Source organism: Paenibacillus cisolokensis (assembly GCF_018403665.1).
Lineage (GTDB): Bacteria > Bacillota > Bacilli > Paenibacillales > Paenibacillaceae > Paenibacillus_AH > Paenibacillus_AH cisolokensis.
In genome coordinates this window covers 44,560-68,290 of record NZ_BOVJ01000059.1, presented here as the reverse complement: position 1 = coordinate 68,290, position 23,731 = coordinate 44,560, and the positions used below count along the sequence as shown (strand labels likewise).

Annotated in this window: 20 protein-coding genes, 3 pseudogenes and 1 riboswitch; of the genes and pseudogenes, 11 read left to right on the top strand and 12 right to left on the bottom strand. The window is 56.4% G+C overall.

Translation table 11 applies throughout. The annotated features are described in order from the left end of the window. Positions 1-211: 211 nt before the first annotated feature. Both PACILC2_RS08465 and PACILC2_RS26600 read right to left on the bottom strand, forming a co-directional pair. Positions 212-1,810, bottom strand: coding sequence for an alkaline phosphatase family protein (locus PACILC2_RS08465; protein ID WP_213528533.1), 1,599 nt, complete (start codon positions 1,808-1,810; stop codon positions 212-214). 365 nt (positions 1,811-2,175) lie between these two features. After that, positions 2,176-2,583 carry a DUF6199 family natural product biosynthesis protein gene (locus PACILC2_RS26600; protein WP_372447087.1) on the bottom strand — a complete coding sequence of 136 codons (408 nt, stop codon included), beginning with the start codon at positions 2,581-2,583 and terminating at the stop codon, positions 2,176-2,178. Positions 2,584-2,817: 234 nt separating this feature from the next. Between PACILC2_RS26600 and PACILC2_RS08455 the strand changes: the two genes are divergently transcribed. The 4 genes from PACILC2_RS08455 (at position 2,818) to PACILC2_RS08440 (ending at position 5,918) form a co-directional block, all read left to right on the top strand. Next, positions 2,818-3,864, top strand: a complete 1,047-nt coding sequence (locus PACILC2_RS08455; protein ID WP_062493155.1) for an Mrp/NBP35 family ATP-binding protein — start codon at positions 2,818-2,820, stop codon at positions 3,862-3,864. Between the two features lie 20 nt (positions 3,865-3,884). After that, positions 3,885-4,124 carry a 4Fe-4S ferredoxin gene (gene fdxA / locus PACILC2_RS08450; protein WP_062493156.1) on the top strand — a complete coding sequence of 80 codons (240 nt, stop codon included), beginning with the start codon at positions 3,885-3,887 and terminating at the stop codon, positions 4,122-4,124. A gap of 228 nt (positions 4,125-4,352) precedes the next feature. After that, entirely contained in the window at positions 4,353-5,258 is a 906-nt protein-coding gene (gene trhO, locus PACILC2_RS08445; RefSeq protein WP_372447085.1) for an oxygen-dependent tRNA uridine(34) hydroxylase TrhO, read from the top strand. Positions 5,259-5,273: 15 nt separating this feature from the next. Then, the gene (locus PACILC2_RS08440) at positions 5,274-5,918 is read left to right on the top strand and encodes a helix-turn-helix transcriptional regulator (protein ID WP_062493157.1); all 645 of its coding nucleotides are present in this window, start codon (positions 5,274-5,276) and stop codon (positions 5,916-5,918) included. 62 nt (positions 5,919-5,980) lie between these two features. Here the strand turns inward: PACILC2_RS08440 and PACILC2_RS08435 are convergent, their stop codons facing one another. From PACILC2_RS08435 to PACILC2_RS08405, 7 genes are all read right to left on the bottom strand, one after another. Next, positions 5,981-6,766, bottom strand: coding sequence for an aminoglycoside phosphotransferase family protein (locus PACILC2_RS08435; RefSeq protein WP_213528531.1), 786 nt, complete (start codon positions 6,764-6,766; stop codon positions 5,981-5,983). A gap of 155 nt (positions 6,767-6,921) precedes the next feature. Continuing rightward, positions 6,922-7,758, bottom strand: coding sequence for a carbohydrate ABC transporter permease (locus tag PACILC2_RS08430; protein ID WP_244863364.1), 837 nt, complete (start codon positions 7,756-7,758; stop codon positions 6,922-6,924). 103 nt (positions 7,759-7,861) lie between these two features. Beyond that, positions 7,862-8,734: a carbohydrate ABC transporter permease gene (locus PACILC2_RS08425; RefSeq protein WP_062493159.1), complete on the bottom strand. Its 873-nt coding sequence runs from the start codon at positions 8,732-8,734 to the stop codon at positions 7,862-7,864. A 1-nt stretch (position 8,735) separates the two neighbouring features. Beyond that, the gene (locus PACILC2_RS08420) at positions 8,736-9,800 is read right to left on the bottom strand and encodes an ABC transporter ATP-binding protein (protein ID WP_213528530.1); all 1,065 of its coding nucleotides are present in this window, start codon (positions 9,798-9,800) and stop codon (positions 8,736-8,738) included. Between the two features lie 53 nt (positions 9,801-9,853). Next, the gene (locus PACILC2_RS08415) at positions 9,854-11,191 is read right to left on the bottom strand and encodes an ABC transporter substrate-binding protein (protein ID WP_244863359.1); all 1,338 of its coding nucleotides are present in this window, start codon (positions 11,189-11,191) and stop codon (positions 9,854-9,856) included. A gap of 170 nt (positions 11,192-11,361) precedes the next feature. Beyond that, positions 11,362-11,970 (bottom strand): glycerol-3-phosphate responsive antiterminator, encoded by a 609-nt coding sequence (locus PACILC2_RS08410; protein ID WP_213528529.1) that lies wholly within the window; start codon positions 11,968-11,970, stop codon positions 11,362-11,364. Positions 11,971-11,982: 12 nt separating this feature from the next. Then, a complete protein-coding gene (locus PACILC2_RS08405; protein ID WP_213528528.1) occupies positions 11,983-12,825 on the bottom strand; it encodes a metallophosphoesterase family protein in 843 nt (280 codons plus the stop codon). 265 nt (positions 12,826-13,090) lie between these two features. Between PACILC2_RS08405 and PACILC2_RS08400 the strand changes: the two genes are divergently transcribed. Together PACILC2_RS08400 and PACILC2_RS08395 are read left to right on the top strand one after the other, a co-directional pair. Continuing rightward, complete coding sequence (locus tag PACILC2_RS08400) at positions 13,091-13,585, top strand: cation:proton antiporter regulatory subunit (protein WP_062493163.1); 495 nt, start codon at positions 13,091-13,093, stop codon at positions 13,583-13,585. Positions 13,586-13,587: 2 nt separating this feature from the next. Beyond that, positions 13,588-14,823 carry a cation:proton antiporter gene (locus tag PACILC2_RS08395; RefSeq protein ID WP_213528527.1) on the top strand — a complete coding sequence of 412 codons (1,236 nt, stop codon included), beginning with the start codon at positions 13,588-13,590 and terminating at the stop codon, positions 14,821-14,823. Positions 14,824-14,935: 112 nt separating this feature from the next. On the opposite strand, the pseudogene metE reads toward PACILC2_RS08395, so the two are convergent. Both metE and PACILC2_RS08385 read right to left on the bottom strand, forming a co-directional pair. Next, positions 14,936-17,231, bottom strand: a pseudogene (gene metE / locus PACILC2_RS08390) (5-methyltetrahydropteroyltriglutamate--homocysteine S-methyltransferase). A 140-nt stretch (positions 17,232-17,371) separates the two neighbouring features. Then, positions 17,372-17,577, bottom strand: a riboswitch (cobalamin riboswitch). A gap of 257 nt (positions 17,578-17,834) precedes the next feature. Continuing rightward, positions 17,835-18,491: an FMN-dependent NADH-azoreductase gene (locus tag PACILC2_RS08385; RefSeq protein ID WP_280515293.1), complete on the bottom strand. Its 657-nt coding sequence runs from the start codon at positions 18,489-18,491 to the stop codon at positions 17,835-17,837. 358 nt (positions 18,492-18,849) lie between these two features. Here PACILC2_RS08385 and PACILC2_RS08380 point away from each other — a divergent pair, with 358 nt between their 5' ends. From PACILC2_RS08380 to def, 4 genes and pseudogenes are all read left to right on the top strand, one after another. Then, entirely contained in the window at positions 18,850-19,281 is a 432-nt protein-coding gene (locus PACILC2_RS08380; protein ID WP_062493167.1) for a DUF1641 domain-containing protein, read from the top strand. A gap of 39 nt (positions 19,282-19,320) precedes the next feature. Further along, positions 19,321-20,497 (top strand): annotated as a pseudogene (locus PACILC2_RS08375) (NAD(P)/FAD-dependent oxidoreductase). 194 nt (positions 20,498-20,691) lie between these two features. Beyond that, positions 20,692-21,633, top strand: coding sequence for a M15 family metallopeptidase (locus PACILC2_RS08370; RefSeq protein ID WP_372447086.1), 942 nt, complete (start codon positions 20,692-20,694; stop codon positions 21,631-21,633). A 159-nt stretch (positions 21,634-21,792) separates the two neighbouring features. Next, a pseudogene (def, locus tag PACILC2_RS08365) lies at positions 21,793-22,337 on the top strand (peptide deformylase). An 88-nt stretch (positions 22,338-22,425) separates the two neighbouring features. Here the strand turns inward: def and PACILC2_RS08360 are convergent. Next, the gene (locus tag PACILC2_RS08360; RefSeq protein ID WP_213528525.1) at positions 22,426-23,220 is read right to left on the bottom strand and encodes a M55 family metallopeptidase; all 795 of its coding nucleotides are present in this window, start codon (positions 23,218-23,220) and stop codon (positions 22,426-22,428) included. Positions 23,221-23,441: 221 nt separating this feature from the next. On the opposite strand from PACILC2_RS08360, the gene PACILC2_RS08355 reads away from it, so the two are divergent. Then, positions 23,442-23,708: a hypothetical protein gene (locus PACILC2_RS08355; RefSeq protein ID WP_213528524.1), complete on the top strand. Its 267-nt coding sequence runs from the start codon at positions 23,442-23,444 to the stop codon at positions 23,706-23,708. Positions 23,709-23,731: the final 23 nt, after the last annotated feature.

The following is a 23,731-nucleotide window of genomic DNA, read 5'->3' as shown; positions in this document are numbered from 1 at the left end:
TTGATCATGCTTTTTCACGAACCAATCACCCTATTTTTTCTCCACTGCATTTAAATTATAAAAGAAAACTAAAAAACCGTCCTCAAAAAAAACGCCGTTTTCCCTTAAAATTATCGACCTTCCTCCGACCTTTTCTCCAGTGATGTTATTAATATAATTCATGGCTGAAACCGTAGTTCCGAATTAAAAATAAAAGCTGCAGACCTGAAGACTACTCTTCGACCCGCAGCAAGTTCAGAATATAAGATTGTAAATCGACGATGCGCAGCCGCTCCGGCTTCCGGTCCGTGCCATATACGATCAGCGGAACAATCGATTCCGTCTCATGAAGCGACCCGTGCCCGCCTCCTCCGCGATGCTTCGGCGAACTGTGGCCCGTAAACTCGTAGCCTTGCTTGGCCGTAATGACGATGAACTCCCCGTCGTGTGAGTGGAGCGCGCCGTACAGTCTTCTTAACCCGTCCGGATATTGGCCGTAGCTCACATGCTTTCGCAGATCGACCTTTACATCGAGCAGCGCCGCGTTCGGACCTAACGTCCACTTCTGCCCGTACTCGTCTTTGGCGCGGCCGCCGGGCTTGTACTTGAACTCCGAACCCGAACCCGGTCTTGCGACATGAATCCACTCCCCCTCTTTCCAGGAAATCAATCCGATACGCGGCTCACGCTGCAATTCGCGGACAAGTTCCTTTATCGATCGTCCGGGTTTGAGATTGTACACGTAAGCCATCGTTTCGTTCACCGCCAGCGCGATGTCCGTCTTCTGCGATGCGGTTTCCCCGGGACGCATGATTGCATATCGCTGAAACAAATCGGTCAGATCGATAACCGGATTGCCGCTGCGCGGCAAGATGGAGCTCATGCCGCTGTCGCCGACAATGAGGATGACCGCCTGTTCCTGCGCGGCTTCGGGCGAGCCGAAAGCTTGCAGCACCCGCTGCAGCTGCCCGTCCAGCTTGATCAGCCCGTCCAAATGCGAGGGGCCTTTCTTGTGAAGCTCGTGATCTTGGTCGGGCAAATAGACGTACGTAAAATCTGGCAGCTTGCGCTGCTCGATCAAATATGCGACCGTACCGATCGCGAATTCATTGTTGAAGCCCAAATTGCCCGCAACGTTGTCCGGCAGCCGCTTCATGCCTTCCAACGGATTCGACAGGGCGCCGAACGTCATGAAATCCGGGCCTTGCACACGGATCTTTTCGGGCAAGGACACAGACGCCTGCATCCATTTCGGAATCGTCAGCACGTGGCCGGTATCGCCTCGGTAGATCAAGCCGTTCACGGAAGCGGACGTTCTTCCCTGCTTGCGCAGCCGTTCGTATATCGTCGGGGTCCGCTTGCTCAGATGGTCCCCGTTCAGACGTACAAGCGCATCATCGAGCACGGCGCCGGCGCCCTGCCGCAACACTTCGATCGAGCCGGTGCCGTAATTGACGATACGCTTCTCGTCTTCGGCATACCAGATAAGCCCCGGAACGCGATGCCGGTCCGGATAAGTTCCCGTAAGCAGAGAACTGTCGATCGTTACCGACATCGTCGGAAACGAACTGACGAGATTTTTGTAATACTGCCCGCGCTCGACGAGCAGCTTGAATGTCGGCAGCTTGCCAAGCTCAAGACCTTTGTCGATCGACTGGTACATCAGCGAATCGGCCACGAACACGATCACTTTTTTCGAATGCGGCTTCGTCCTGGATTGAATATGTACAAGATCGTTTTCGCGCGGTTTCGGTTTGCCGCCATTGCAGCCCGCGCCAACGGCGATAATAAGGGCCAGAAGCAGCAGACGGGTTAACCTTGACAATGCCATCCCACCTTTTACGAAATATGAGAATGGTATTAGGCTACCCTTCCGGCCATCTGCCTTATTCGAAAAAAAAACGCCCTGCCAGATCGTCACGATCCGAGAAGCGCGTGTTGAAAAGAGGCAGTACGACGCCTAGCCGATCGAGAACGTCCGTCCTCCCCGGCCCTCGGCCGAATCGTATGCATCAAATTGAAAGCCGTCTTTCATCCGGAATAGCTTCCCTCTAGGCAGAAGGCGAGTGCGATTAGAGCCATAAACAAAATGTTCACCGTATAATGGCTATAGATGAAAAGCAGCCAAGTCCGCCGACCGATTTGCTTCCTGATCCATTTCGAAGCCAACCTCTTGTATGTTTCACTTCCCCCTCCTTACCCGCTGCAGGAAGAGACGATCGCGACGAAGGCGGCAATCGTAAGCACCGCGCCGCTTACCCTGCCCAAGGTTAGCGCCAGACCGCTCGGTTCCGCGTCCCTGAACTTCCATCCGTCCTTCAGCCACCACATCGCGCGCGGGAACAGAACGTTGATGATGCCGACGATCAGCATCAGCATACCGACGAGAAACAACGATCCGTTGAACGATCGGCCGCCGTCCGACAGTTGCCGTCCTGCCGATATCCGGTCGAAATCGACTGCGAGCTGATCACCAGAGCTTTCGTCCAGTTCATAGACTTTCCCTTCATAGGTCAGCGTCCGCGGCGCGCCGTTCCCGCATGCGCCGAGCGCCGCCGCCAGCAGCGCCAGCAGTCCCGCTGCAAGCCATCTTTTCCATCTCATTCCGCTCACGCTCATCCCTCTCCCCTCTCCCCTCTCCCCTCTTCCCTCTTCCATCTTCCCGTTGGTAACTCTTGCTGTTATCTTACTACGAACACGACCGAGCCGGGTCTCAAATATCAAAATAATTGCCTGGACTATATCCCTTTGTTCCAGAATATTGTAAAATTAAGACAAGTCAACACCGATCCGCGGTTATTGGCCGCAACACGATACGAATGTGGCAGGTGTAACCAAATGCGCAAAGATCGTATCTATGAAGCGTTAACGCTCGTCAAAGACGGTCAAGGCAGACCGCTGACCGACAACGGCAAAATTCGCAACATCGTGATCAAAGACCGTACAGTCGCGCTGACGCTGTTGCTGAAAGCTGCGGAGCGCGACCGGGAAGCGCATTATCGCCATGCCATTGAGGAAGCGCTTCATGCGATCGGCATCGGCAGCATCCATATTCGCGTGAAGCCGATGGATGAGACGATACCGGACGGAGATGAGATCCCGCAATCGGCACCTCCCTCTGCGCCCCTGCTCGCTCCGGATTCCGGTACGCGTTTTATCGCGATCGCAAGCGGCAAAGGCGGCGTCGGAAAGTCAACCGTAACGGTCAATCTCGCCCTGGCGCTTACGCGGATGGGGAAACGGGTTGGCATTATCGATGCCGATATATACGGGTTCAGCATTCCGAACTTGCTCGGGATAGAAGAAAAACCGCAAAAAGCCGAAAATCGTATTGTTCCGGTTGAACGTTACGGTGTACAATTGATTTCAACAGGTTTTTTTGTACAAGGCAACAATCCGGTCGTTTGGCGCGGGCCGATGCTCGGGAAGATGCTGTCAACCTACCTCAATGATGTGGATTGGCCTCCTCTCGACTATATGCTAATCGATGTGCCCCCCGGCACCGGGGATATCGCCTTGGACATTAACCGCAAAATTCCGCAATGTGCCGAGATTATCGTGACGACTCCCCATCCTATGGCGAGCCACGTCGCCGAGAGAGCGGGCGTCATGGCCAAGCAGACCGATCATCGCATCCTGGGCGTTGTGGAGAATATGTCCTATTTCGAGGACGACCGCGGGATCAGGCATTATGTATTCGGAAGAGGGGGCGGGGACTTGCTCGCCGAACAGCTGCAAACCTCGCTGCTGGTCCGGATTCCGATCGTCGCTGCCGGCGATCGCCCGTCCGACCCGTCTTCTCCCCCATCCGTCTTCACCGACGAACGGGGGAACGGGGCCGTTTATTCCGAGCTGGCCCGGAAAGTATCCAGACTTTTATCCTGACCAGAAAGGACTGAGGAAGAATGGCTTTTGTCATTACGGAAGCATGCATCGATGAGAAGGCAGCCGATTGTGTCGATGTTTGTCCAGTCAACTGTATCGAAGAAGGGCCTGATCAATATTTTATCGACGCCGAAGTTTGTATCGATTGCGGTGCTTGCGAGGCGGCCTGTCCGGTTAGTGCGATAAGCTGGGAAGACGATTTGAGGGACGACCAGAAAATTTTCATCGAGAAAGCCGCAGAGTTTTTCAAAAACCGTTAAGCTGCGCGATTTCAACTGCATATGTGTTTGGCGTTATAGGCTGGTTCCTCTTCCGCCGATGGCGGAACCCGGGAATCGGCTTTTTCGTTTTGATTGGCATTTTTTGTGCGGTAGTATCACATGACTTTTTATACCCTTTGGTTGACTTTGTAGACGCGAATGCATACAATGAAGTTTGATCTTCATATCCTACAGACGTTTCTCAACATGACAGAGAAGGTGAATCAGATGGGTCAGGCACCCTTTAATATATTGCTTTACTATAAATTCGTCCGAATCCCCGACGCGGAGCAGTTCGCCCGCGATCATCTCGATTACTGCAAATCGCTCGGCGTCAAAGGAAGAATTATTGTCGCCGACGAAGGCATTAACGGCACGCTGTCGGGAACGGTGGAGCAGACGAAACGATATATGGAAGAGATGCGCCGCAATCCGCTCTTCGCCGACATGGTTTTCAAAATCGACGAAGCCGACGGGCATGCTTTCAAGAAAATGTTTGTCCGCTACAAGAAAGAGCTGGTCACGTTCCGTTACGAGAAGCCGCTCGATCCGAATGTGAAAAGCGGCAAAAGGCTTTCCCCCAAGGAATTTTATGAATATTTGCAGCGGGACGACGTCATCGTGCTCGACGGCCGCAACGGCTACGAATACGATATCGGCCATTTCCGCAACGCGATTCGCCCGGATGTGGACAGCTTCCGCGAATTCCCGGAATGGATCCGGAAAAATATGGCCGATTACAAGGACAAGCCGATTTTGACCTACTGCACCGGCGGCATCCGCTGCGAGAAGCTGACCGGCTTTATGCTGGACGAAGGCTTCAGAGAAGTTTATCAGCTCGATGGCGGCATTGTGACGTACGGTAAGGATGAGGAAGTAAAGGGCCGGTTGTTTGACGGCAAATGCTACGTATTCGACGAGCGGATTTCGGTTCCGATCAACCGCACCGGCGAGAACGTCGTCGTCGGCAGATGCCGCCATTGCGGCAAACCGGAAGACCGCTACGTGAATTGCGCCAATGACCGGTGTCATCTGCAGCATATTTGCTGCGAGGAATGCGAGAAGGAGCATGACCGCTACTGCTCTGCGGAATGCAGGGAAGCCGATGCGGTAAACATCGATACGGCAAGCTGACAGGTGGTGTTCAAAGTGAAGCGGGGGGCTGCAACGACCACGCGCGATCGGATTATGCAAATGTTGAAAACGGATGGCGAGCTGACGGCGAGAGAAATGACCGAACGGCTCGGCATTACCGGCATGGGTGTGCGCCGGCACATCGACGCGCTCGAACGCAGCGGCCTGATCGAATCGAGAACGATTCGCCAGCCGATGGGCCGGCCTGCTTCGCTGTATCGTTTGACCGAACAGGCGGATCATTATTTTCCGAAAAACTATCATGGAATCGCGCTCGATCTGCTCGGCGAACTGGCGCAGGAAGCGGGAGAACCGGTCGTCAACCGTCTGTTCGAGCGCCGCAAACAAACGCTGTATCGGAAATATGCCGGCAAGATGACCGGCGAACGGCTCGCCGATAAAGTGTCGGCTCTCGCCGACATCCAGAACGAGAACGGCTATATGGCGCAATGGGAACAGAGCGGCGACGACGAATTTGTCCTGACGGAATACAACTGCCCGATTTCCCAAATCGCCAATGCCTACAATCACGCCTGCAAGTGCGAGCTCGATCTGTTCGAGAGCTTGCTCGGCGCCGAGGTGTCGCGCACCGAATGTCTGGCCAAAGGCGGCCAAAAATGCGCTTATACGATACGGAAACGCGCAGCGTCTCCGAATTAACCGCCGCATCAGCGGCGGTTATTTTATGCCCACAGCCGTCTGCGGAACGAGTCTTGCATCGGTTACTTCAGCGCATTGACGAGCGCCGAACGGTTGCGCAGCATCCAGCCGGCCGCCCGGGTCCGCCATGCGATGCCCCACAGCTTGCCTTCGGTATCCTGTTTCACCTGCAGTTCGATGGCTTCCTCCGCCGCCTCGCGCACCGCCACTTCCACGATGAGATCATACAGCGTATGCCGCTTGGCAGCGGTCAGACCGTAAGCATCGACAAGCAGCCGCAACTGCCCGGCGCGGACATCGAGCGGCGGCAAGCCGACCCGCTCCGCCACATCGTCGTCGTGAAGCTGCGGGAACAACCAGCATACGCGCGCCAGCTCGGCAAGCGGGTCTACCGGACCCGCGAATTCCCAATCGATAAGCCCGACGGGCAGCCCGTCGCGAGTTACGATATTCCATGGCGCAACATCGCCGTGCGAGATGATTGGCCTCCCGTTTTCGCCAATATCCCTCAAAAACCAGCGCTGCCAGACCGCCCCGCCGTCAGGCGCGAATGACGCGCGCGCGTCGTGAAGCGCGCGAAGCATCCGGCCGACCGCCGCGATGCCGTCGTCGCTCCACGGAGCGGGATGGACCTGCTCCCCTTCCATATACTCCACCATGTCGCGACCGTCAGCATCGAACCCGGTGCCGATCACGCGCGGCGCCATACCGAATGCGCTGCGCTCCAGGTGGCGCAGCAGCCTGTGCACGCCGGCCGTCCACGGACGGCCCGGCCGCAGCACGACCCGGCCGCTGCGGCTGACCGATTTCTCGGCCGAAAGCAGCTCCTCGTTCTCCATCCCCGTCATTCCGTCTCCCCCGTATTCTTATTCGAAACGTCGTCAGATTTCATACCATCATAACGGATTTTCCAGTGTCTGTAAACGAATGTCCGGTCGACACAAATAAAAGCGGGCCGCCGGTCATCCGAAGACCCGCGGCCCGCTATTGGCATATACCGGTATCACTTCACTCCGTTATAGACGAACGCCCGGATAATATGCCGTTGCGAGAAGAAAAAGACGACGAGAATCGGCGCGACAAGGATGAGGTTGCCGGCCATCAGCACGTTCCAGGTCGCCACGCCCTCGACTTCGCGGATTTTCGCGATGCCGAGCGGCAGCGTGCGGGCGGTCTCGTTCGTCGTCATGACGAGCGGCCAGAAGTAGTCGTTCCAGTGCGCGATAAAGCTGAACAGCGTAAACGTGACGAGCACCGGCTTGGCGAGCGGCACCATCAGCCGCACGATAATTTTCCATTCACTCGCCTGGTCGAGCCGCGCCGCCTCGAGCAGCTCTTCCGGCACCTGCATGAACGCCTGCCGCAGCAGGAAAATGCCGAATGCGCTGGAGGCGAACGGCAAAATGAGGCCGAGATGCGTGTTCAGCAGCTTCAGGGCGCTCAGCTCCAGATAGACGGGCAAAAAGATGAGCTGGGCCGGAATCATCAGCGTCACCATGACGATTGAAAACAGCAGCTTAGCCCCGGCAAACCGGTAACGGGCAAAAGCGTAAGCGGCCGGAACGATCGTCAGCATCTGCAGGATGAGAATGCCGACGGCGACGACGACGCTGTTTACGAAATATTTCAGGAACGGTCCGGTATTCCATGCGGTGCTGAAGTTTTCCCACACCGGCCGGGAAGGAATCCATTCCGGCGGAAAGATCATCGTCTCCGGCAACGTCTTGAGCGAGGTCGAGAGCATCCAGAAGAACGGCATTGCGAAGACGAGCACGAGCGCGAGCAGGGCCAGTACGTTCGCCGCCCGCAGACAAAGCCGAAGCGCCCTCCGCCAGCCGATTCGCCTCCAGCTTGCGCGCACCGCCGTCTGACGGCCGATGACCGCCTCCGCTCCGCCCGCGCCGATCGTGCGATTCGCTTGATTCACATTCGTTTCCTCCCTTCTACCGGTAGTGAACGCGCCGCGCCAGCAGCCTGAAGTACACGATCGTCAAAGCTCCGACAATGACGAGCAAAATGACGCCGGCGGCCGAGGCGTAGCCGATTTTGAAAAACCGGAACCCGTTCTCGTAAATATAATAGACAAGCGTATTGGTCGAATTGACCGGACCGCCCTGCGTCATAATGGCGATCGTCTCGAATACCTGGAACGACCCGATCAGATTGATGATAACGAGGAAGAAAATCGTCGGCGACAGCATGGGCAGCGTCAGCTTCGCGAACGTCGTCCACGGTTTCGACTCGTCGAGCGCCGCCGCTTCGTAGATATCGCCCGGAATGCTCTGCAAGCCGGCGATAAAAACGAGCGTATTGTAGCCGAGCCCTTTCCATACCGCGACGATGACGAGCGACACCAGCGACGTGCCCGGATGCGACAGCCATTGCAGCGGCCCGAATCCGAACAGGCCGATGATCCAGTTCAGCAGTCCGTATTCGGGGTCCATCAGCCAGCTCCACAGCAGCGAGATCGAGACGAGCGAAATGATATGGGGGCTGAAGATCGCGCCTTGCACAAAACCGTGAAAAAGGCTTTTCCGGTTGAGCCACAACGCGAGCAGCAGCGCCAGAATCGTCGTCAGCGTGACGGTGAGAAGCGTATACATCGTCGTATTGGACAGCACCTTCATGAAATCGGAATCGGTCAGCAAGTCCCGGAAATTCGCCAGACCGACGAACGTTTTGGTCGGGCTGACGAAGTTCCAGTCGAACAGGCTCAAGTAGATCATGTAAAAGATCGGATAAAGGAAAAACATCGTGAAAATGACAATCGCCGGCGCAACCATTCCATACGGACGAAGCTTGTGCCAAATCGTCATGTCACACGCCTCCGGCCGTCGCGAGCCGCTTCGCGAGCGCCCGCACGCCGCGCCGGCGCTCGCCGTTCGGTCCGAAAAAGTACAGCTGCTCGTACGGCACGACGACTGTGGCGGACGCTTCGGTCAAGAGCGGCTCCAGGTACGTCTTGGCGAAAAAGGTGCAGCAGCGGGACCTGATCTGGTACACGTTCTCCGCCCCGAGACTTTCGCGGGTCACAATTTCCCCTTCCAGGCGGAAGCCTTCGATGGATTTTCCGATCAGCGCCTGTTCCGGACGGAAGCCGACATAACTTACCCCTTCTCCGTTTTCCAGCTCGAGTCCGTACGCGTCGCGGATGTCGATGATGTTCATCGCCGGCGTGCCGATAAATTGGGCGGTGAACAGATTCGCAGGGTCGTGGTACAGCTTCGAGGGGATATCCGCCTGCTGGATGACGCCTTTATCCATCACCACGATTTCATCACCCATCGACATCGCCTCCACCTGGTCATGCGTCACATAGACGAACGTCGTGCCGAGCCGCTTGTGCAGCTGGATCAGCTCCGTGCGCATCTGGTTGCGCAGCTTGGCGTCCAGATTGGAGAGCGGCTCGTCCAGGATGAACACCTGCGGCTGCTTCACCATGGCGCGGGCCAACGCGACCCGCTGGCGCTGTCCGCCCGACAGCTGCTGCGGTTTCTTGTCCAGATAGGGCGCAAGACCGACGATTTCGGAGATGTCATGGACGAGCGACTGCCGTTCCTTGCCCGGCATGCCCCGGTTTTTCAGCCCGAATTCGATATTGCCGCGAACGGTCATCGTCGGATATAAGGCGTAATTTTGAAACACCATGGCGACGTTTCGCTTGCCCGGAGGCACATCGTTCACGCACGTTCCGCCGATCCGGATTTCACCGGCGGTCTGCTTCTCAAGCCCGGCGATCATGCGCAGCGTCGTCGACTTGCCGCAGCCCGACGGACCGACAAGCACCGTGAACGACCCGTCCCTGATCGTCAGGTTCAAATTGCGGATTACCGTTTCGTCCTTGAATGTCTTTTCGATGCCCAGCAGCTCGATCTTCGCCATCCGTCAGCAACCTCCCCTTTGGATTATGATTCGCAATTCTGCCGCCGTCCGCATTACTTGGCGAGCAGCTTGTTCGCCTTTTCCGCCGCTTCGTTCATAATTTCCTGCGGATTTGCGTTCGGATCGAGAATGGCTTTCTCGATCGCTTCTTTCATCATTTTGGTCACTTCCGGATAGGCGTTCTCCATCGGACGCGGTCTTGCGTATTCAAGCTGGTCAACGGCCACCTTGTACTGCGGGAATTCCTTGAAGTGAGTCTTAAGCTCTTCGCTCTCGATAGCGGTCAAGCGGGTCGGCAAATATCCGACGTGCTTGTGCTGATAAATCGTATTTTCCGTGGACGTCATAAACATGATGAATTCCCATGCCGCTTCCTTCTCCTCGTCGCTCAGCTTGGAGGTCATGACGAGCTGACAGCCGCCTGTCGGCACGCCGTAGCTTTTGTTGGCCGGCATGAACGATGCGGCGAGCTCAAATCCGTTGCCTTTGGCGATTTCCAGGCTGCCGGATACGCCCGCGGTCGATCCGAACTTGAAGGCCGACAGCTGATTCGCCCAATCTTTGTCCGCAGTCGCACCGGCTTCGTCGCCGACGGGAATTTTCAGCAGCCCTTCCTTGGCCAGCCGCTGCCAAAATTCGACCGGCGCGACGCCTTCGGGCGATTGAAACGCGGCCGACTTGCCGTCCTCGGACAGCACCGTGCCGCCGCTTTGCGCGACGAGCGCTTCATAGAACCAGATATCGACCGGCATCGTCATGGCGGTCTTTCCATGCTCCTTGAGCACTCGCGCATACTGCTCCAGCTCATCCCATGTTTTCGGCCCTTCCGGATCGAGTCCCGCTTCCTTCAACATCGTGGCGTTTTTGTACATGATCGGCGTGCTCCGCATAAAAGGAAGGCCGTACAGCTTGCCGTCCACATAGGCGTTGCCCATCAGTCCCGGAATGAAATCGTCGAGCTTCACCTTCTCCTTGTCCCGATCCGCGAAACCGGTCAATTCCTGCAGCATGCCCGATCTGGCGAATACGCCGGTCGAGGCGATTTCGAGATCCGTAACGGCAGGGGCGTTGCCTGCCGCGAAGGCGGCCTGAACTTTGGCATGCAGATCGTCATAATTGCCTTGATGCTCCGCAACGACTTCGATCCGGTCCTGCGACGCGTTGAACTGTTCCACCAGATGACGCTTCGCCTCCTCGATCTTGTCGCCGAACGCGTACCAGTACTTGATCGTTATTTTTTGTCCGATGATCCTGCCGCTGCAGTCGTGCCGGACGTGGCTCCGCCCGTCCCTGCCGCGCTGCCGCCGTTTCCGTTCGAGCCGCATGCCGCCGTCGCGACCGCCAGCGCGATGACAAGCGCCTGCAATGCAATCCTCTTTACCATCTTTCATACCTCCGTTTCGAATAGGGACATTGCCTGATGCAGCAAAAAAAGAAACCCGAATCCGGCCGCCAGGTCTTCAAGGGACCGCGGCTTCATCAGGTTTCTCCATCGCTCCAACCGAATGTATTTACTTGTCAATGCTTATCCCAATCATAGCGACGAACTGTTAATGCCGTGTCAACGGAATGATAAGATTATTTGAACGTATGCCGCCATAATTCCGGTTTGGAAGAAGAGACGGCGGTCGCTCCGTTGCCGAGGCATTCCAGCGCCTGGTCCCGGTCGAAAAGCAGCCCGCCGGCCACGACCGGCAGCGGCGTCAGCGCTTGGACCCGGCGCAGCGCTTCGGGAATTCGGGCGGGCATCACTTCGACGATGTCCGGCTCGGCATTGCTCAGACTGTTCGCGATATTGTCCAACCCTTCCGTGTCGACGAGAAAAACGCTGGATGGCGATAAGGCCCATTTTTTTGGCCGTCTTCACGACGTTCGTTTTCGTCGTCACGATCCCGTCCGGCTTGACCGTCTTGGCCAGGTAGTCCAGGCCGTAATAATCGGTGCTCAACCCGCCAATCTTTTCCAGATGCAGAAATACCGGCAGCCGGTGCGACTTGTAAAGCTCGACGTAGTTTCTCACGACGCCGATATGACCGGTCAGCAGAAATACGCCGCCCAGCTTCTCGCGATAGGCCAGCGCGATTTCGATATGCTTCGCTTCTTTGACCGAAGCGATCATCGGGCGCGCATGCAGCCCCCGGATAAAGGCTTCGAGCGCCGTCTTCGACATGGATGCGGCCCCTTAACGCGGCAGGCCGGCCGCCATGAGCGGCACGGTCGCTTCGCGGTCCGCCTCCTGACCGCGGGCGTCCGGGTTGTGCCTGAAGCGCGGCATATGCCGGTGCAGCACCTGCGCACGGCCGAACAGGTCCGCATCCGGACAATCGACGGCTCGAATGCGAATCTCGCGATCGCCGATGTCGACGATCCGGAATCCGGGTTGATCGAGGCAGGCGGACAGCTGCACGAACGTCCAACCCTGTTGCCGCACGATCGAATCGACATGGGTATGGCCGTTGAAATAAACGCCGCTTCCCTGTTTCTGGCGCAATATTCGCCACATCTCGATATCGGGATGGATCGAGCCTTTATCCGCTTCCGATCTGGCGGTCGTCCGATGCACCGGGTGATGGGCGAAGACGAGCAGCGGTCTGGATGCCGATGTGCGGACTTTCTCTTCAAACCATTGCAGCTGTTCTTCGTCGATCCAGCCGCCCAAGTTTTCCGGTTCCATCTCCCGGGCCGTATCGAGAAACAGAAGCACCGCTTCGTCCGTTTCGATCGCATGGTACCGCCTGCCGCCCGTCAAGCGCAACACGTCCGCTCTCGGCTGAACGTACAGATCGTGGTTGCCCAGCACATGCACGAACGTCCGTTCTTTCCGGCGCAGAAGCGCATATACGTCCCGAAGCTCCGATTCGGAACCGCTGTTCGTCAAATCCCCCAGTGAAATATGGAGATCCGCATCGGTTTCGAGAAAATAACCCAGCAGCTTCTCATAAAAAGCGTCGCGCGCTTCCGCCCACCCCGGCACTGCCGGATCGACGTCATGATAATGCAGATCGCCCATCAACATCAGCCGCATTTTCCCGTTCCTCCCGTTTCACGATTTTGCTTGCGTTCTCATTGTAACAGCCGTTTGTTGCGGGATCGTTAAATCGGGCAGTAGATTTTGTAAAATTGCGTGCGCCGGCCCGCCTTGCTGGACTTCCTTACCGAATCTGGTACAATAGCGGTAAGGTCTCGGATCGCAGAGGCCTTATATTTCTATAGGGAGGGAATCGGGATGAGAAATCCGAACTGCTTGCTCTTCGAAGCGCGCATTCCGTACTTGGGAGGTGAGATATACGATGAACCTTAGAGAATCGGATTTGCCCGGAATCGGCCGGAAATACGAGCTGCACACCCGCAGCGGTGAGCGGCTCGTCATCATTATTCACAATGACGAACGCCGCGAAATCTATCACATGGACCCTGACGACCCCGACGACATTTTGTCAACCGTGACGTTCGACGACGATGAAGCGCGGATGATATCGGCCATCCTTGCCGGCATCACTTACAAACCGAAAGCGCTGGAGCAGCTCGAGATGGTGCTCGACGATCTCGTCATCGAATGGATACGCCTCGACGCAAGTTGCGGCTGCGTCGGCCGGCCGATCGGCGAGCTCGATATTCGCCGCAAAACAGGCGCGATCATTATCGCGATCGTGGAGAAAAACAAAGCCGCGATTATCAATCCCGGTCCGCATCATATCCTGACCGGCGGAACGACGGCCATTGTAGCGGGGGAGCGAATGAACCTGCATAAGTTGAAAATGCTGCTGCAGAACGGAAGTGAATAGCGATGGACATGATCATTTTCGAGGTCGGGCTCGCCCTGGGGCTGATCAGCATCGTAGGATTGCTGTCCGCCAAGCTCCGGTTTTCGGTCATTCCGTTCTATATTTTGATCGGAATGGCCGTCGGCCCTCACGCTCCCCATTTTTGGATCATCGACTTGCGGTTTATCGAAAGCTCGGATGTCATCGACTTTATGGGGCGCCTCGGCATCCTGTTTCTGCTGTTTTATCTCGGACTGGAATTTTCCGTCGCACGCCTGCTCAAATCCGGAAAAGCGATACTGGCCGGCGGACTGTTCTATGTGGCGCTTAATTTTATTTCCGGACTGCTCATGGGCTGGTTCATGGATTTGCCGCTCAAGGAGACGCTTGTCGTATGCGGCATTATGACCAGCTCGTCGACGGCGATCGTCGCCAAAGTGCTGGTCGATCTGAAGCGGACGGCCAATCCCGAAACGGAACTGATTATGGGCATGATCATGTTCGACGATCTGTTCATTGCCGTTCACATCTCGATCCTGTCCGGTCTTGTGCTGAGCGGCGCGACATCTGTCGGCGGCGTGCTGCTCGTTTCGGCGTCCGCGCTGCTGTTTATTCTGTGCTTCCTCATAATCGGGCGCAAGCTGGTCAAATATTTCGATCTCGCGCTGCGCGTCCCTTCTAGCGAACTGTTTTTACTCCTCGTCATGACGATGTTGTTTCTTGTCGCCGGTTTCTCGGAGACGCTTCATGTCGCCGAAGCGATCGGCGCCTTGATGATCGGTCTCGTGCTGGGCGAATCCGCCCATGTGAAGCGAATCGAAAGCCTGGTCGTCCCGTTCCGGGACTTCTTCGGCGCTATCTTCTTCTTCGGCTTCGGCCTGACCATCCAGCCGTCCACGCTGGGCGGCGCCGTAGGCATGGCCGTGCTCGCGGTCATCCTTACCTTGCTCGCCAACCTCGCGGCAGGCTTCATCGCCGGCCGCCTGTCGGGCAATTCGTCTCGCGCCTCGCTTAATGTCGGACTGACGCTCGTCTCCCGCGGGGAGTTTTCGATCATTATGGCCAATATCGGCAAAGCCGGAGGTTTGATGCCGGCTATCCAATCCTTCGCCGTTCTGTACGTGCTGCTGCTCGCCGTCCTCGGTCCGCTGCTGACCAAAGAATCGAAGAGGATTCACCAGTACAGTCGGACGGTATCGGATAAAATCCGGCAAACAAGTCTGTTCAAACGAAAGGAAAACGAGAAAGAAGAAGATTAATATCGAAAACAATTCGCTTCATTTATATTTAATGTTGTTAAACACCAACATCCTGCGGCCGCCCTGTTGACGGACAGCCGCAGGATGTTTGCAATTCGCCTGGATTTACGATTTACGCGCGTTGGAAATGTTGGGCTCTTGCCGCTTGAGCCGCTTGAACCATATTGCGCAGCGCCGGAACCGTTTCGGCCAGGCCGCGCGTTTTCAACCCGCAGTCCGGGTTAATCCAGAACAATTCGGGACGAAGCACCCGGAGCGCGCGGTCGATCATGTCGGACATCTCTTCGACGCTAGGCACGCGCGGGCTGTGGATGTCGTAAACGCCGAGGCCGATGCCGTGGTCGTAATCGTGCTGTTCGAAGCTGGAGATGAGCTCGCCGTGGCTTCTCGACGATTCGATCGAGATGACGTCGGCATCGAGAGAACGGATGGCGTCAATCATATCGTGGAACTCGCAATAGCACATATGCGTATGAATTTGCGTCGTATCCTTTACCCCCGAGGTAGCGAGGCGGAACGCTTTGACGGCCCATTGCAGATAGGCGTCCTGATCCTCCTGCTTGAGCGGCAAGCCTTCGCGCAAAGCCGGCTCGTCGACCTGGATCATCTCGATGCCGGCTTTCTCCAGCGCGAGCACTTCTTGCCGGAGCGCCAAGGCGATCTGGTTCGCCACCTGCTCGCGGCTCAGATCGTCGCGTACGAACGACCAGTTCAATATCGTAATCGGCCCCGTCAGCATGCCTTTCACCGGACGATCCGTCAGCGACTGCGCATATACGCTTTCCTTCACCGTCATCGGCTGTACGAATGCGACGTCGGCGTAAATAACCGGCGGCTTGACGCAGCGCGAACCGTACGATTGCACCCAACCGTTCCGGGTAAAGACGAAGCCGTCCAGCTTCTCGCCGAAATATTCGACCATATCCGTCCGTTCGAATTCGCCGTGAACCAGCACGTCGATTCCGATTTCCTCCTGCAGCCGGATACATGCCTCAATTTGCTCTTTCATAAACGCTTCGTACTGCGCATCGTTCCATTCGCCCCGCCGCCACTTCAGCCGCGCCTGCCGCACTTCCGGCGTCTGCGGGAAGCTGCCGATCGTCGTCGTCGGCAGCGGCGGAAGCTGCCATTTGTTCCGCTGCAGCTCGAACCGTTCGGAGAACGGCCGATTGCGGGAATCCGGGATATCCGCCAATTGACGCAAACCGCTGGCGACGTCCTCCCGGTTTCGCTCCGGCAGAAGGCGGAATGCGTTCAGCGCTTCGCGGCTAGCTGCAAGCTCGGCTTCCACCGCCTGCTCGCCTTGCCGGACTGCGGCGCGAAGAATGCGCAGTTCGTCCAGCTTCTCCTCGGCGAATGCGAGCGCTCCGCGCACGACGGGGTCAAGCCCGCTCTCCGCTCTCGTGCTGACGGGAACGTGCAGCAAGCTGCACGACGGCTGGAGAATCAATCGCTCTAGCGGAACAACGGCCGCTATGCGCCGGATCGCCTCCAGCTTCGCATCGAGATCCGCCCGCCATATGTTGCGGCCGTCGATCAGGCCGGCGCCCAGCACTTTATCTTCCGGCCATCCGGATTGTTCGAGCGCTTTGGCGGTTTTGCCGCCGTCGTGAACAAAATCGAGACCGATGCCGTCGACGGAAAGCGACGTGATTTTCTCAAAATCATCGACACCTTCAAAGTAGGTTTGCAGCATAATCCGAAGGCCGGCCGTTTGCTCGCGAATGCGGCGATACAGATTTTCCACAAGCTTCCACTCGTCTGCGGTGACGTTCGTCGCAAGGTACGGCTCGTCGATTTGCACCCATTGGACGCCTTCCCGCTCCAGCTCGGTCAGCATCTGAATGTACACCGGGAGAAATTGTTCGATTTTTCCGCCAGACGTCCGGCCTCGAAGCCTTTGGACAGCTTCAGAAACGTGAATAAACCGACGACGACAGGCTTGCCCTCGATACCTGCGCGATTTTTGGCAAAACGGTACGCTTCCAGCGGTTTGTTCACGGTCAGACGCGGCACGATGCCGCCGATTTCGGGCACGATGTAATGGTAATTTGTATTGAACCATTTCGTCATTTCGCAAGCCGTCGCCTGCGCGTTGCCCCTGGCCATCGCAAAATAGACCGAAAGCGGTACAGGCCCCCCTCGTGCCGGTATCGTTCGGGCACTACGCCGAACATGACGGCCATATCGAGCATATGATCGTACAGCGTAAAGTCGCCTACCGGGATCAGGTCGACGCCCTTCGCCTGCTGAACCTTCAACAGCTCAAGCTGTATCCGGTCCATTTCCGCCCGGAACGCTTCTTCCTCAAGCTTGCCCGCCCAGAACGACTCGAGCGCTTTCTTCCACTCGCGGTTTTCCCCGATTCTCGGGTAACCCAAATTGCTGATGATCAGTTCCGTCTTCATCTGTTTCTCCCATCCTTCCTCTGTTCGGCCTCTCTTGTCACAACGAAAAAAGGCGTCTTTCCCCGTCAATAGGTATAGGGAAAGACGCCTGGCTCATTCCAGACGATCGCCTAACACCTCCCTATCACCCGTAGGTACATGCAGTGTTGTCGAAACAGGCAGGTCTCCTGGCTCCGGCGTCAACATCTATCGCGACCTTCCCGGCTAAAAGCTCCAGCCAGTGGCTGTCTCGCGACGACTCTTCCGTTACAGTGGCGGGACCGCGTCGGGTTTGCACCGAACTTCCCTTTTAAGCATACCGGTCACCTGTTTGGCGGCGGTACGCACCTGTTCCCGTTATGAAATTGTTCATTCAAAGTGTACATCTAAGAATACATGCATTTAATCCGGTTGTCCAGCGTTTTCGTGAAATAAACGGGACTTTCGAACTTTTTGTGAATAATGGCGGGGATGCAGACGCACCATAATATTGCGCGCGTGTCGTCCGTCTGCGCCTTTTGCCATCCTGATGCTACTATACACCATGGAGCAGCATTCCGCATTTAAAAAAAGACTCTTCCGGAACACGAAACATATTCCGAAAGAGCCTCAAGCCCGCAGCGATCAGAACCGCGCTGCCGCTTCGGCCGTCCGACGCAAACCGTCTTCGATAATTTGCTGCGCCCGATCGGGGAATTGATTATGGCCTTCGATGACAATTTCCTCGGGCCGGATGCCCCACAAGCCGATCGCGCTGTTGACGAAGCGGCTGGCCGATTCATGGGCGGCCATCCATTCATTCGAATAGTCGCCGCCGCGCGCGCTGAGCAGAACGGTTTTCTTGTCGCCCGCCAGTCCGACCGGACCTTCGGCGGTATATTTGAACGTTTTGCCGGCTTGCGCCAAATAGGAGATATACGTGACGAGCGGCGCCGGGACCGTATAATTCCACAGCGGGAAGGCGATTACGACCTTGTCGGATTCCAGAAACTGATTCAGATAAAAATCGATTATATCCGCAATCTCCTGCTCCTCGGCAGTCAACTCGAGCGATTGGCTCCGTTTGTAAAGCGCCGTAATGGCCGTGTTGCCGTAGTACGGAAGATTCAATTTATAAAGATCGAGTTCGGTAATCTGATCGTCCGGATGAGCTTCCCGATACGTTTTCAGAAAAGTCTCGTACATTTGGACGCTAACCGATTGTTCCGCAGGGCGGTCATTTGCTTTGACGAATAATACCTTGGACATGTTGGGTATGCAACCTCCTCTAGTTGTATGCATGTGACACCGCTTTGGGCTCGGACGCCACATTGCACATTATAATTTAGTCCCTATAATAATTCAAGTAACTTTTAGCCGACAAGTTTTACCCGTTTCCTCCACCTCTTTCTTCTTAATAGTAAAATGGACCGGCATTCGGACTTTTTTCCCCTATCCTTCCGTTTCCGGTTAAAAAGTTGTTTCCAGACTTAAAAAAGTTTTGCAGTTCGCCGGCAAAAGGACTAGAATATGAAGGTAGATAAATTCGGACCGGTACCAATCCTGCGTTTTTTGTGAAATTATTCACATCTATTCGAAGGCGGAGTCATTACCGTTCCGGCACAACAATATGTCGCAGACAAGGGAGGCTTTTTGCATCATGGCAGAAACATTGTCGCAAGAAGTGGAACACGAAGCTTCGACTGGCCGCGTGGAGACGGATATTCTCGACCAGTTGATGAAGCCCGAAGTTCAACGATCGCTCTCCGAGCTGGTGGAAAATTTGCCCAAGCTGGCGGAGATGGTCACGCTGCTGACGAAAGCGTACGACTTTGCCCAGTCGGTGGCGACGGACCGCATCCTCATCGAAGATTTGAAAGGCGGAATCGGAGAATTCGTCAAACCGATTCAGGAGAAAGTGAAAGGCGTTGCCGCAGCGGCAATCGAGGCAAACGAACGCGTGCAGACGGAGTCGGCGACGATCGGACTGTTCGGCTTGTTGAAAATGTTGAAAGATCCGCAAGTACAAAAAACGCTCCGTTTTATCCAGGCGTTCCTGGATGTGTCGGCGGAACGTCAAAAGCAGCGTTAATCCCGTACCGTATTTGATATCCAGAACAGGAGGATCAGCATGTCAAAGCACATTGTAATACTGGGCGGCGGCTATGGCGGGCTGCTGACTGCGCTGACCGCACGCAAATATCTTTCAGCAGAAGAAGCACAGATCACCCTTGTCAACAAGACTCCGTTTCATCAAATTGTGACGGAACTGCACCGTCTGGCCGTCGGCGGCCTGAACGAAGGCAACGTCGCGCTGCCGCTCGAGAAGCTGCTGCGCGGCAAAGATGTCGATATCCGCATCAATACGGTCGAAAAGATCGCCCTGGACCAGAAGCAAGTGTCGCTTGCGAACGGCGCTTCGATCAGCTACGATACCCTCGTTATCGCGCTGGGCAGCGAAACGGCGTTTTCGGCATTCCGGGGCTCGAAGAAAACAGCTTCACCCTGAAATCGGTCGAAGACGCCAACCGCATTCGCGCGCATGTCGAAGCCCGCATCGACGCATACGCACAGTCGAAAATAAAGCCGACGCGACGATCGTCATCGGCGGCGGCGGCCTGTCCGGCATTGAATTGATCGGCGAACTGACGGACATGCTCCCTTCCTGGTGCGAGAAAAAAGGCGTCGATTTCAACGATATTACGCTCTACTGCGTCGAAGCGGCTCCTTCCATTTTGGCCGGATTTACGCCGGATCTGGTGGAACGCGCCAAGACGAGCCTGGAAAAACGCGGCGTCCGCATTTTGACCGGGGTCGCCGTTACGGAAGTGCAAGGCAACAACGTCATTCTGAAAGACGGCACGAAAATCGAAGCGAACACGCTCGTCTGGACCGGCGGCGTAACCGGTTCCCCGGTTGTCGCCAATTCGGGCATCGAAACGGTTCGCGGACGCGCAACGGTCAACGAATATTTGCAGTCGACCTCGCATCCGGACGTATTCCTCGCCGGAGACAGCGCTGTCGTCATGAGTCCGGAAGGCCGTCCTTATCCGCCCAGCGCGCAAATCGCGTGGCAAACGGGCGAAACGGTCGGCTACAACGTATTCGCCGCATATAAAGGCGGTCCGTTGAAAGCTTTCAAGCCGGTCTTCTCCGGCACCCTTGCGAGCCTCGGCCGCAAAGACGCGATCGGCACGATCGGCGGCAACCAGACGAAGCTGAAAGGCCTCCCGGCATCGCTGATGAAAGAAGCGAGCAATATCCGCTATTTGTCCCATATTAACGGTCTCTTCTCGCTTGTATATTAAAGCGGTCCTGCGAAGGCGGGAAAACCGGCTGCTATGGCCGGTTTTTCCCGCCTTCTTTTTCGCTGTCGGCCGGAAACAAGTTTGAAATTGTTGCGGCATGAAATCGAAATAACAGGATGCCATACTTGTCAGCATGGTGTTCCTCCCGGAATGATGTTACACTTTTGGTATGGCTACGTCGAACAAGGAGAATGATGAGCGTTGAAAAAAGGCCTTATTTTATTTTGTTTACCAGTTTGGTCATGTTATCCGCGGGGTGCGGCAGCCTCCTCTCCGGAATTACCGGCAGCCATAACGTCGGATCGGAGCAGACGCAGCCGAATGATCCGGCCGCAGACGCCGACGATGCGACGGAGAACGAACCGTCGAAGCCGGCGGACGCGGCGCCGGAACCGCCGGAGCGGGAGAACGCGGCGCAGGAGCATCCCGGTACGGATAAGCCGGACGTCAAACCGGAGAAGCCGCCGGTAGACAAGCCGAACTCGCCGCCGGAACGGGAAGGGCCGGTTCAGGAGACGGCGGGCAAAATCGGCGATTTGATGGTGGTGGCGAATCCGGACAGCTTAGCTGTACTGATTAACAAGCAGTATACGCTGCCGGAAAATTACGAGCCGGAAGACCTCGTATATCCCGACGTTCCGTTTATTTTCAGCGAGAAGGTCGACAAGCGCAAGCTTCGCAAAGAAGCCGCGGAAGCGCTGGAAGAATTGTTCGCGGGTGCGAAGGAAGACGGCATCGAGCTTGCCGGCGTGTCCGGATACCGTTCGTACGAACGGCAAAAAGAGCTGTTCGAAAGCTATGTCAAACGGGACGGCGAGGAGAAGGCACGCACGTACAGCGCGTTGCCCGGAACGAGCGAGCACCAGACCGGCTTGTCGATCGACGTCTCCGGAAGCGACGGCCGCTGTGCGGCCCAGGATTGTTTCGCCGGCACGCCCGAGGCCGAATGGCTGGCGGAGCATGCGGCCGAATACGGCTTTATTATCCGTTACCCGGAAGGGAAAGAGGACATTACCGGATACAAATATGAGCCGTGGCATATTCGCTATGTCGGACTCGAGATTGCGAAAGAAATCGCCGAGCGTAACATTACGTTGGAAGAGTATTACCAGGCCGTACCGGTTTCCGGAAAGTAACTGACAAGCGCATGTTCCCGTCATGGAAACATGCGCTTGCATTAACCGATACGATTATCGGATCTTTCTCTATTTTTCTCCTTCCTTCCCCTCTTTATACTCTTCATCCGGTTAACAGGTTGCCATCGTGACCGGACCGGCCAAAAGGGGGTGCATAACCTGAAGCGAGGTGAACGCCGCTATGGCGGAAAAACCATACTGCCCTTCGGGGAACCGATACTTCGAAAACGGCGAAGCCTGTGGCGGAATTCAATGCCAAACTGTTCAAATGGCTGGACGACATGGCCGATACTTTGTATGCGGCCGAAGGGCGGGCCGGCCTGGCCGCGCCGCAAATCGGCATTCTTCGGCGCATCGTAGTGATGGACTGCGGAGACGGATTGATCGAGCTGATCAATCCGGAAATTATCGAAGCGCGCGGCTCGCAAACGGGTCCGGAAGCGTGCCTGTCGTTCCCCGGGTATACCGGCTTGGTGGAACGTGCCAAGTATGTGAAGGTCAGAACATTCGACCGGAACGGAGAGCCGCGCATACTGGAAGCCGAAGACTATAAGGCGGTCTGCATGCAGCACGAGATCGATCATTTGAACGGCATTCTGTTCATCGACCGCGTCATCGGCGATTATTTGTATCACGAACAAACGCGGCATAAAATAAGCGTGCTGCATGCGCTAAAACTGAGCCATGCCCAAACACCCGGATGAATCGGGACAACTTGCAGCCGGAACCCCGGTCTCCAACGTTCCGCTGCAGCGTCGGCGAGAAGATGCCCGACTTGCATTCAGGATAAGTTTAGAACGCCATCGCGAGCAGTTCGATCAGATCGTCCCCGCGGTAGACGCCCGTCACGCCGTCCGTTCGCACCGCCCGTTCGCCGTCGAATCGCCGTGCATCCGCCTGCTCCGTATGCAGGAAGCGGATCGTCAGTTCGTACGGTCCCGGCAACCGCAGCGGCGCCGGTTTGACCGGCTGGCGAACCGCCGCTGCGACGGCCTCCTTCAGCTCGGCGCGCACGCGCTGCGGCGCTTTCAGGAGTGCCGAATGGCGTCCGGTCGCCGTTTTCGTCGCATAGGTCGCGACGCCCGGCAGCTCGGTCTGCGCTTCCTTGCACGTCTTGTCGTCCCCCGATACGAAGACGACGGGAACGCCGTACATCCCGAACCATAACGCGTCCAGTCCGATTTCCCCGATCGGGCGGCCGTTCAGCCTGAGCGATTGCCAGCCCTGGGACGTCATCGTATGATCCCGCACCGCTTCCATCGTCCCTCCCATTGCATGATAGCCGATCAGCAGCACGCCGTCGAAGGTGCTGTCGAGCCCGGGAAAACGACGTTCCACGCGCGTCGCTCCCATGACATATTCGGCGCCGGGATGCAGCAGCTCGGGGATGAAATTAAAGCCGCTGCCGTGCGCGTCCTTGACCACGACCCGGCTCGCCCCCGCTTCCAGCAGCGCCTCCGTGACCGCATTCGCCTCCAGTGTCAACAACCGTCTCGCTTCTTCGTACAGCGGCTCGCCGCGCAGCAGCTGCTCCCGCAATACGACGCCGGCGATGCCTTCCATATCGACGCTGACATAATACTTCATCGGCCTGTTCTCCTCTCCTTTGTTCCGCCGTTACAGCTTCATTATAGCCGCCCGTTCGACCGGAATCTATCGTCATTTTTAATATAACGGACGGAGTTTTCCTCCGAAATCTCGCTTTTTCCTTTGCCGCCCCCCAAGCCGGGCCTCCTTTACAGCGTATCGAATATTGACTATACTTGTACAAAGCTTTATTTGCTAACGTGTAAAACATGCGATCCGGGATGGTCCAATGCTCTATTATTGCGCTGTCGGCCGCGGCTATCGTCCTGCTCGCGGTCAATCCGCGAAACGGCACCAACCGTTGGGCGGCATTCTTTCTGTTCAGCGCCGGCATCGGCGGACTCCCCTATACGATCCGCGATTCGTTCACCGCCGGCGCGATCCATTACGTGCGAAAAGCAATTATCGGCAGCGGCCCCAGGCGATTCGCAGCTCCTATCATCATGCCTACCGATGGAGGTGCTGCTGAAGGGGGCCGCCCGGGCTGAAGCGAAAGGAGCAGCCGAAGCCG

Coding starts and splice junctions, on each gene's coding strand:
- PACILC2_RS08455 (WP_062493155.1), top strand. CDS start 2,818: ATGCGCAAAGATCGTATCTATGAAGCGTTAACGCTCGTCAAAGACGGT.
- PACILC2_RS08415 (WP_244863359.1), bottom strand. CDS start 11,191: ATGAAAGATGGTAAAGAGGATTGCATTGCAGGCGCTTGTCATCGCGCT.
- PACILC2_RS08385 (WP_280515293.1), bottom strand. CDS start 18,491: ATGCATACAACTAGAGGAGGTTGCATACCCAACATGTCCAAGGTATTA.
- PACILC2_RS08355 (WP_213528524.1), top strand. CDS start 23,442: ATGGTCCAATGCTCTATTATTGCGCTGTCGGCCGCGGCTATCGTCCTG.
- PACILC2_RS26600 (WP_372447087.1), bottom strand. CDS start 2,583: ATGAGATGGAAAAGATGGCTTGCAGCGGGACTGCTGGCGCTGCTGGCG.
- PACILC2_RS08405 (WP_213528528.1), bottom strand. CDS start 12,825: ATGCGGCTGATGTTGATGGGCGATCTGCATTATCATGACGTCGATCCG.
- PACILC2_RS08410 (WP_213528529.1), bottom strand. CDS start 11,970: ATGTCGAAGACGGCGCTCGAAGCCTTTATCCGGGGGCTGCATGCGCGC.
- PACILC2_RS08400 (WP_062493163.1), top strand. CDS start 13,091: ATGAACCTTAGAGAATCGGATTTGCCCGGAATCGGCCGGAAATACGAG.
- PACILC2_RS08435 (WP_213528531.1), bottom strand. CDS start 6,766: ATGACGGGGATGGAGAACGAGGAGCTGCTTTCGGCCGAGAAATCGGTC.
- PACILC2_RS08465 (WP_213528533.1), bottom strand. CDS start 1,810: ATGGCATTGTCAAGGTTAACCCGTCTGCTGCTTCTGGCCCTTATTATC.
- fdxA (WP_062493156.1), top strand. CDS start 3,885: ATGGCTTTTGTCATTACGGAAGCATGCATCGATGAGAAGGCAGCCGAT.
- PACILC2_RS08425 (WP_062493159.1), bottom strand. CDS start 8,734: ATGACGATTTGGCACAAGCTTCGTCCGTATGGAATGGTTGCGCCGGCG.
- PACILC2_RS08395 (WP_213528527.1), top strand. CDS start 13,588: ATGGACATGATCATTTTCGAGGTCGGGCTCGCCCTGGGGCTGATCAGC.
- PACILC2_RS08420 (WP_213528530.1), bottom strand. CDS start 9,800: ATGGCGAAGATCGAGCTGCTGGGCATCGAAAAGACATTCAAGGACGAA.
- PACILC2_RS08380 (WP_062493167.1), top strand. CDS start 18,850: ATGGCAGAAACATTGTCGCAAGAAGTGGAACACGAAGCTTCGACTGGC.
- PACILC2_RS08370 (WP_372447086.1), top strand. CDS start 20,692: ATGAGCGTTGAAAAAAGGCCTTATTTTATTTTGTTTACCAGTTTGGTC.
- PACILC2_RS08360 (WP_213528525.1), bottom strand. CDS start 23,220: ATGAAGTATTATGTCAGCGTCGATATGGAAGGCATCGCCGGCGTCGTA.
- trhO (WP_372447085.1), top strand. CDS start 4,353: ATGGGTCAGGCACCCTTTAATATATTGCTTTACTATAAATTCGTCCGA.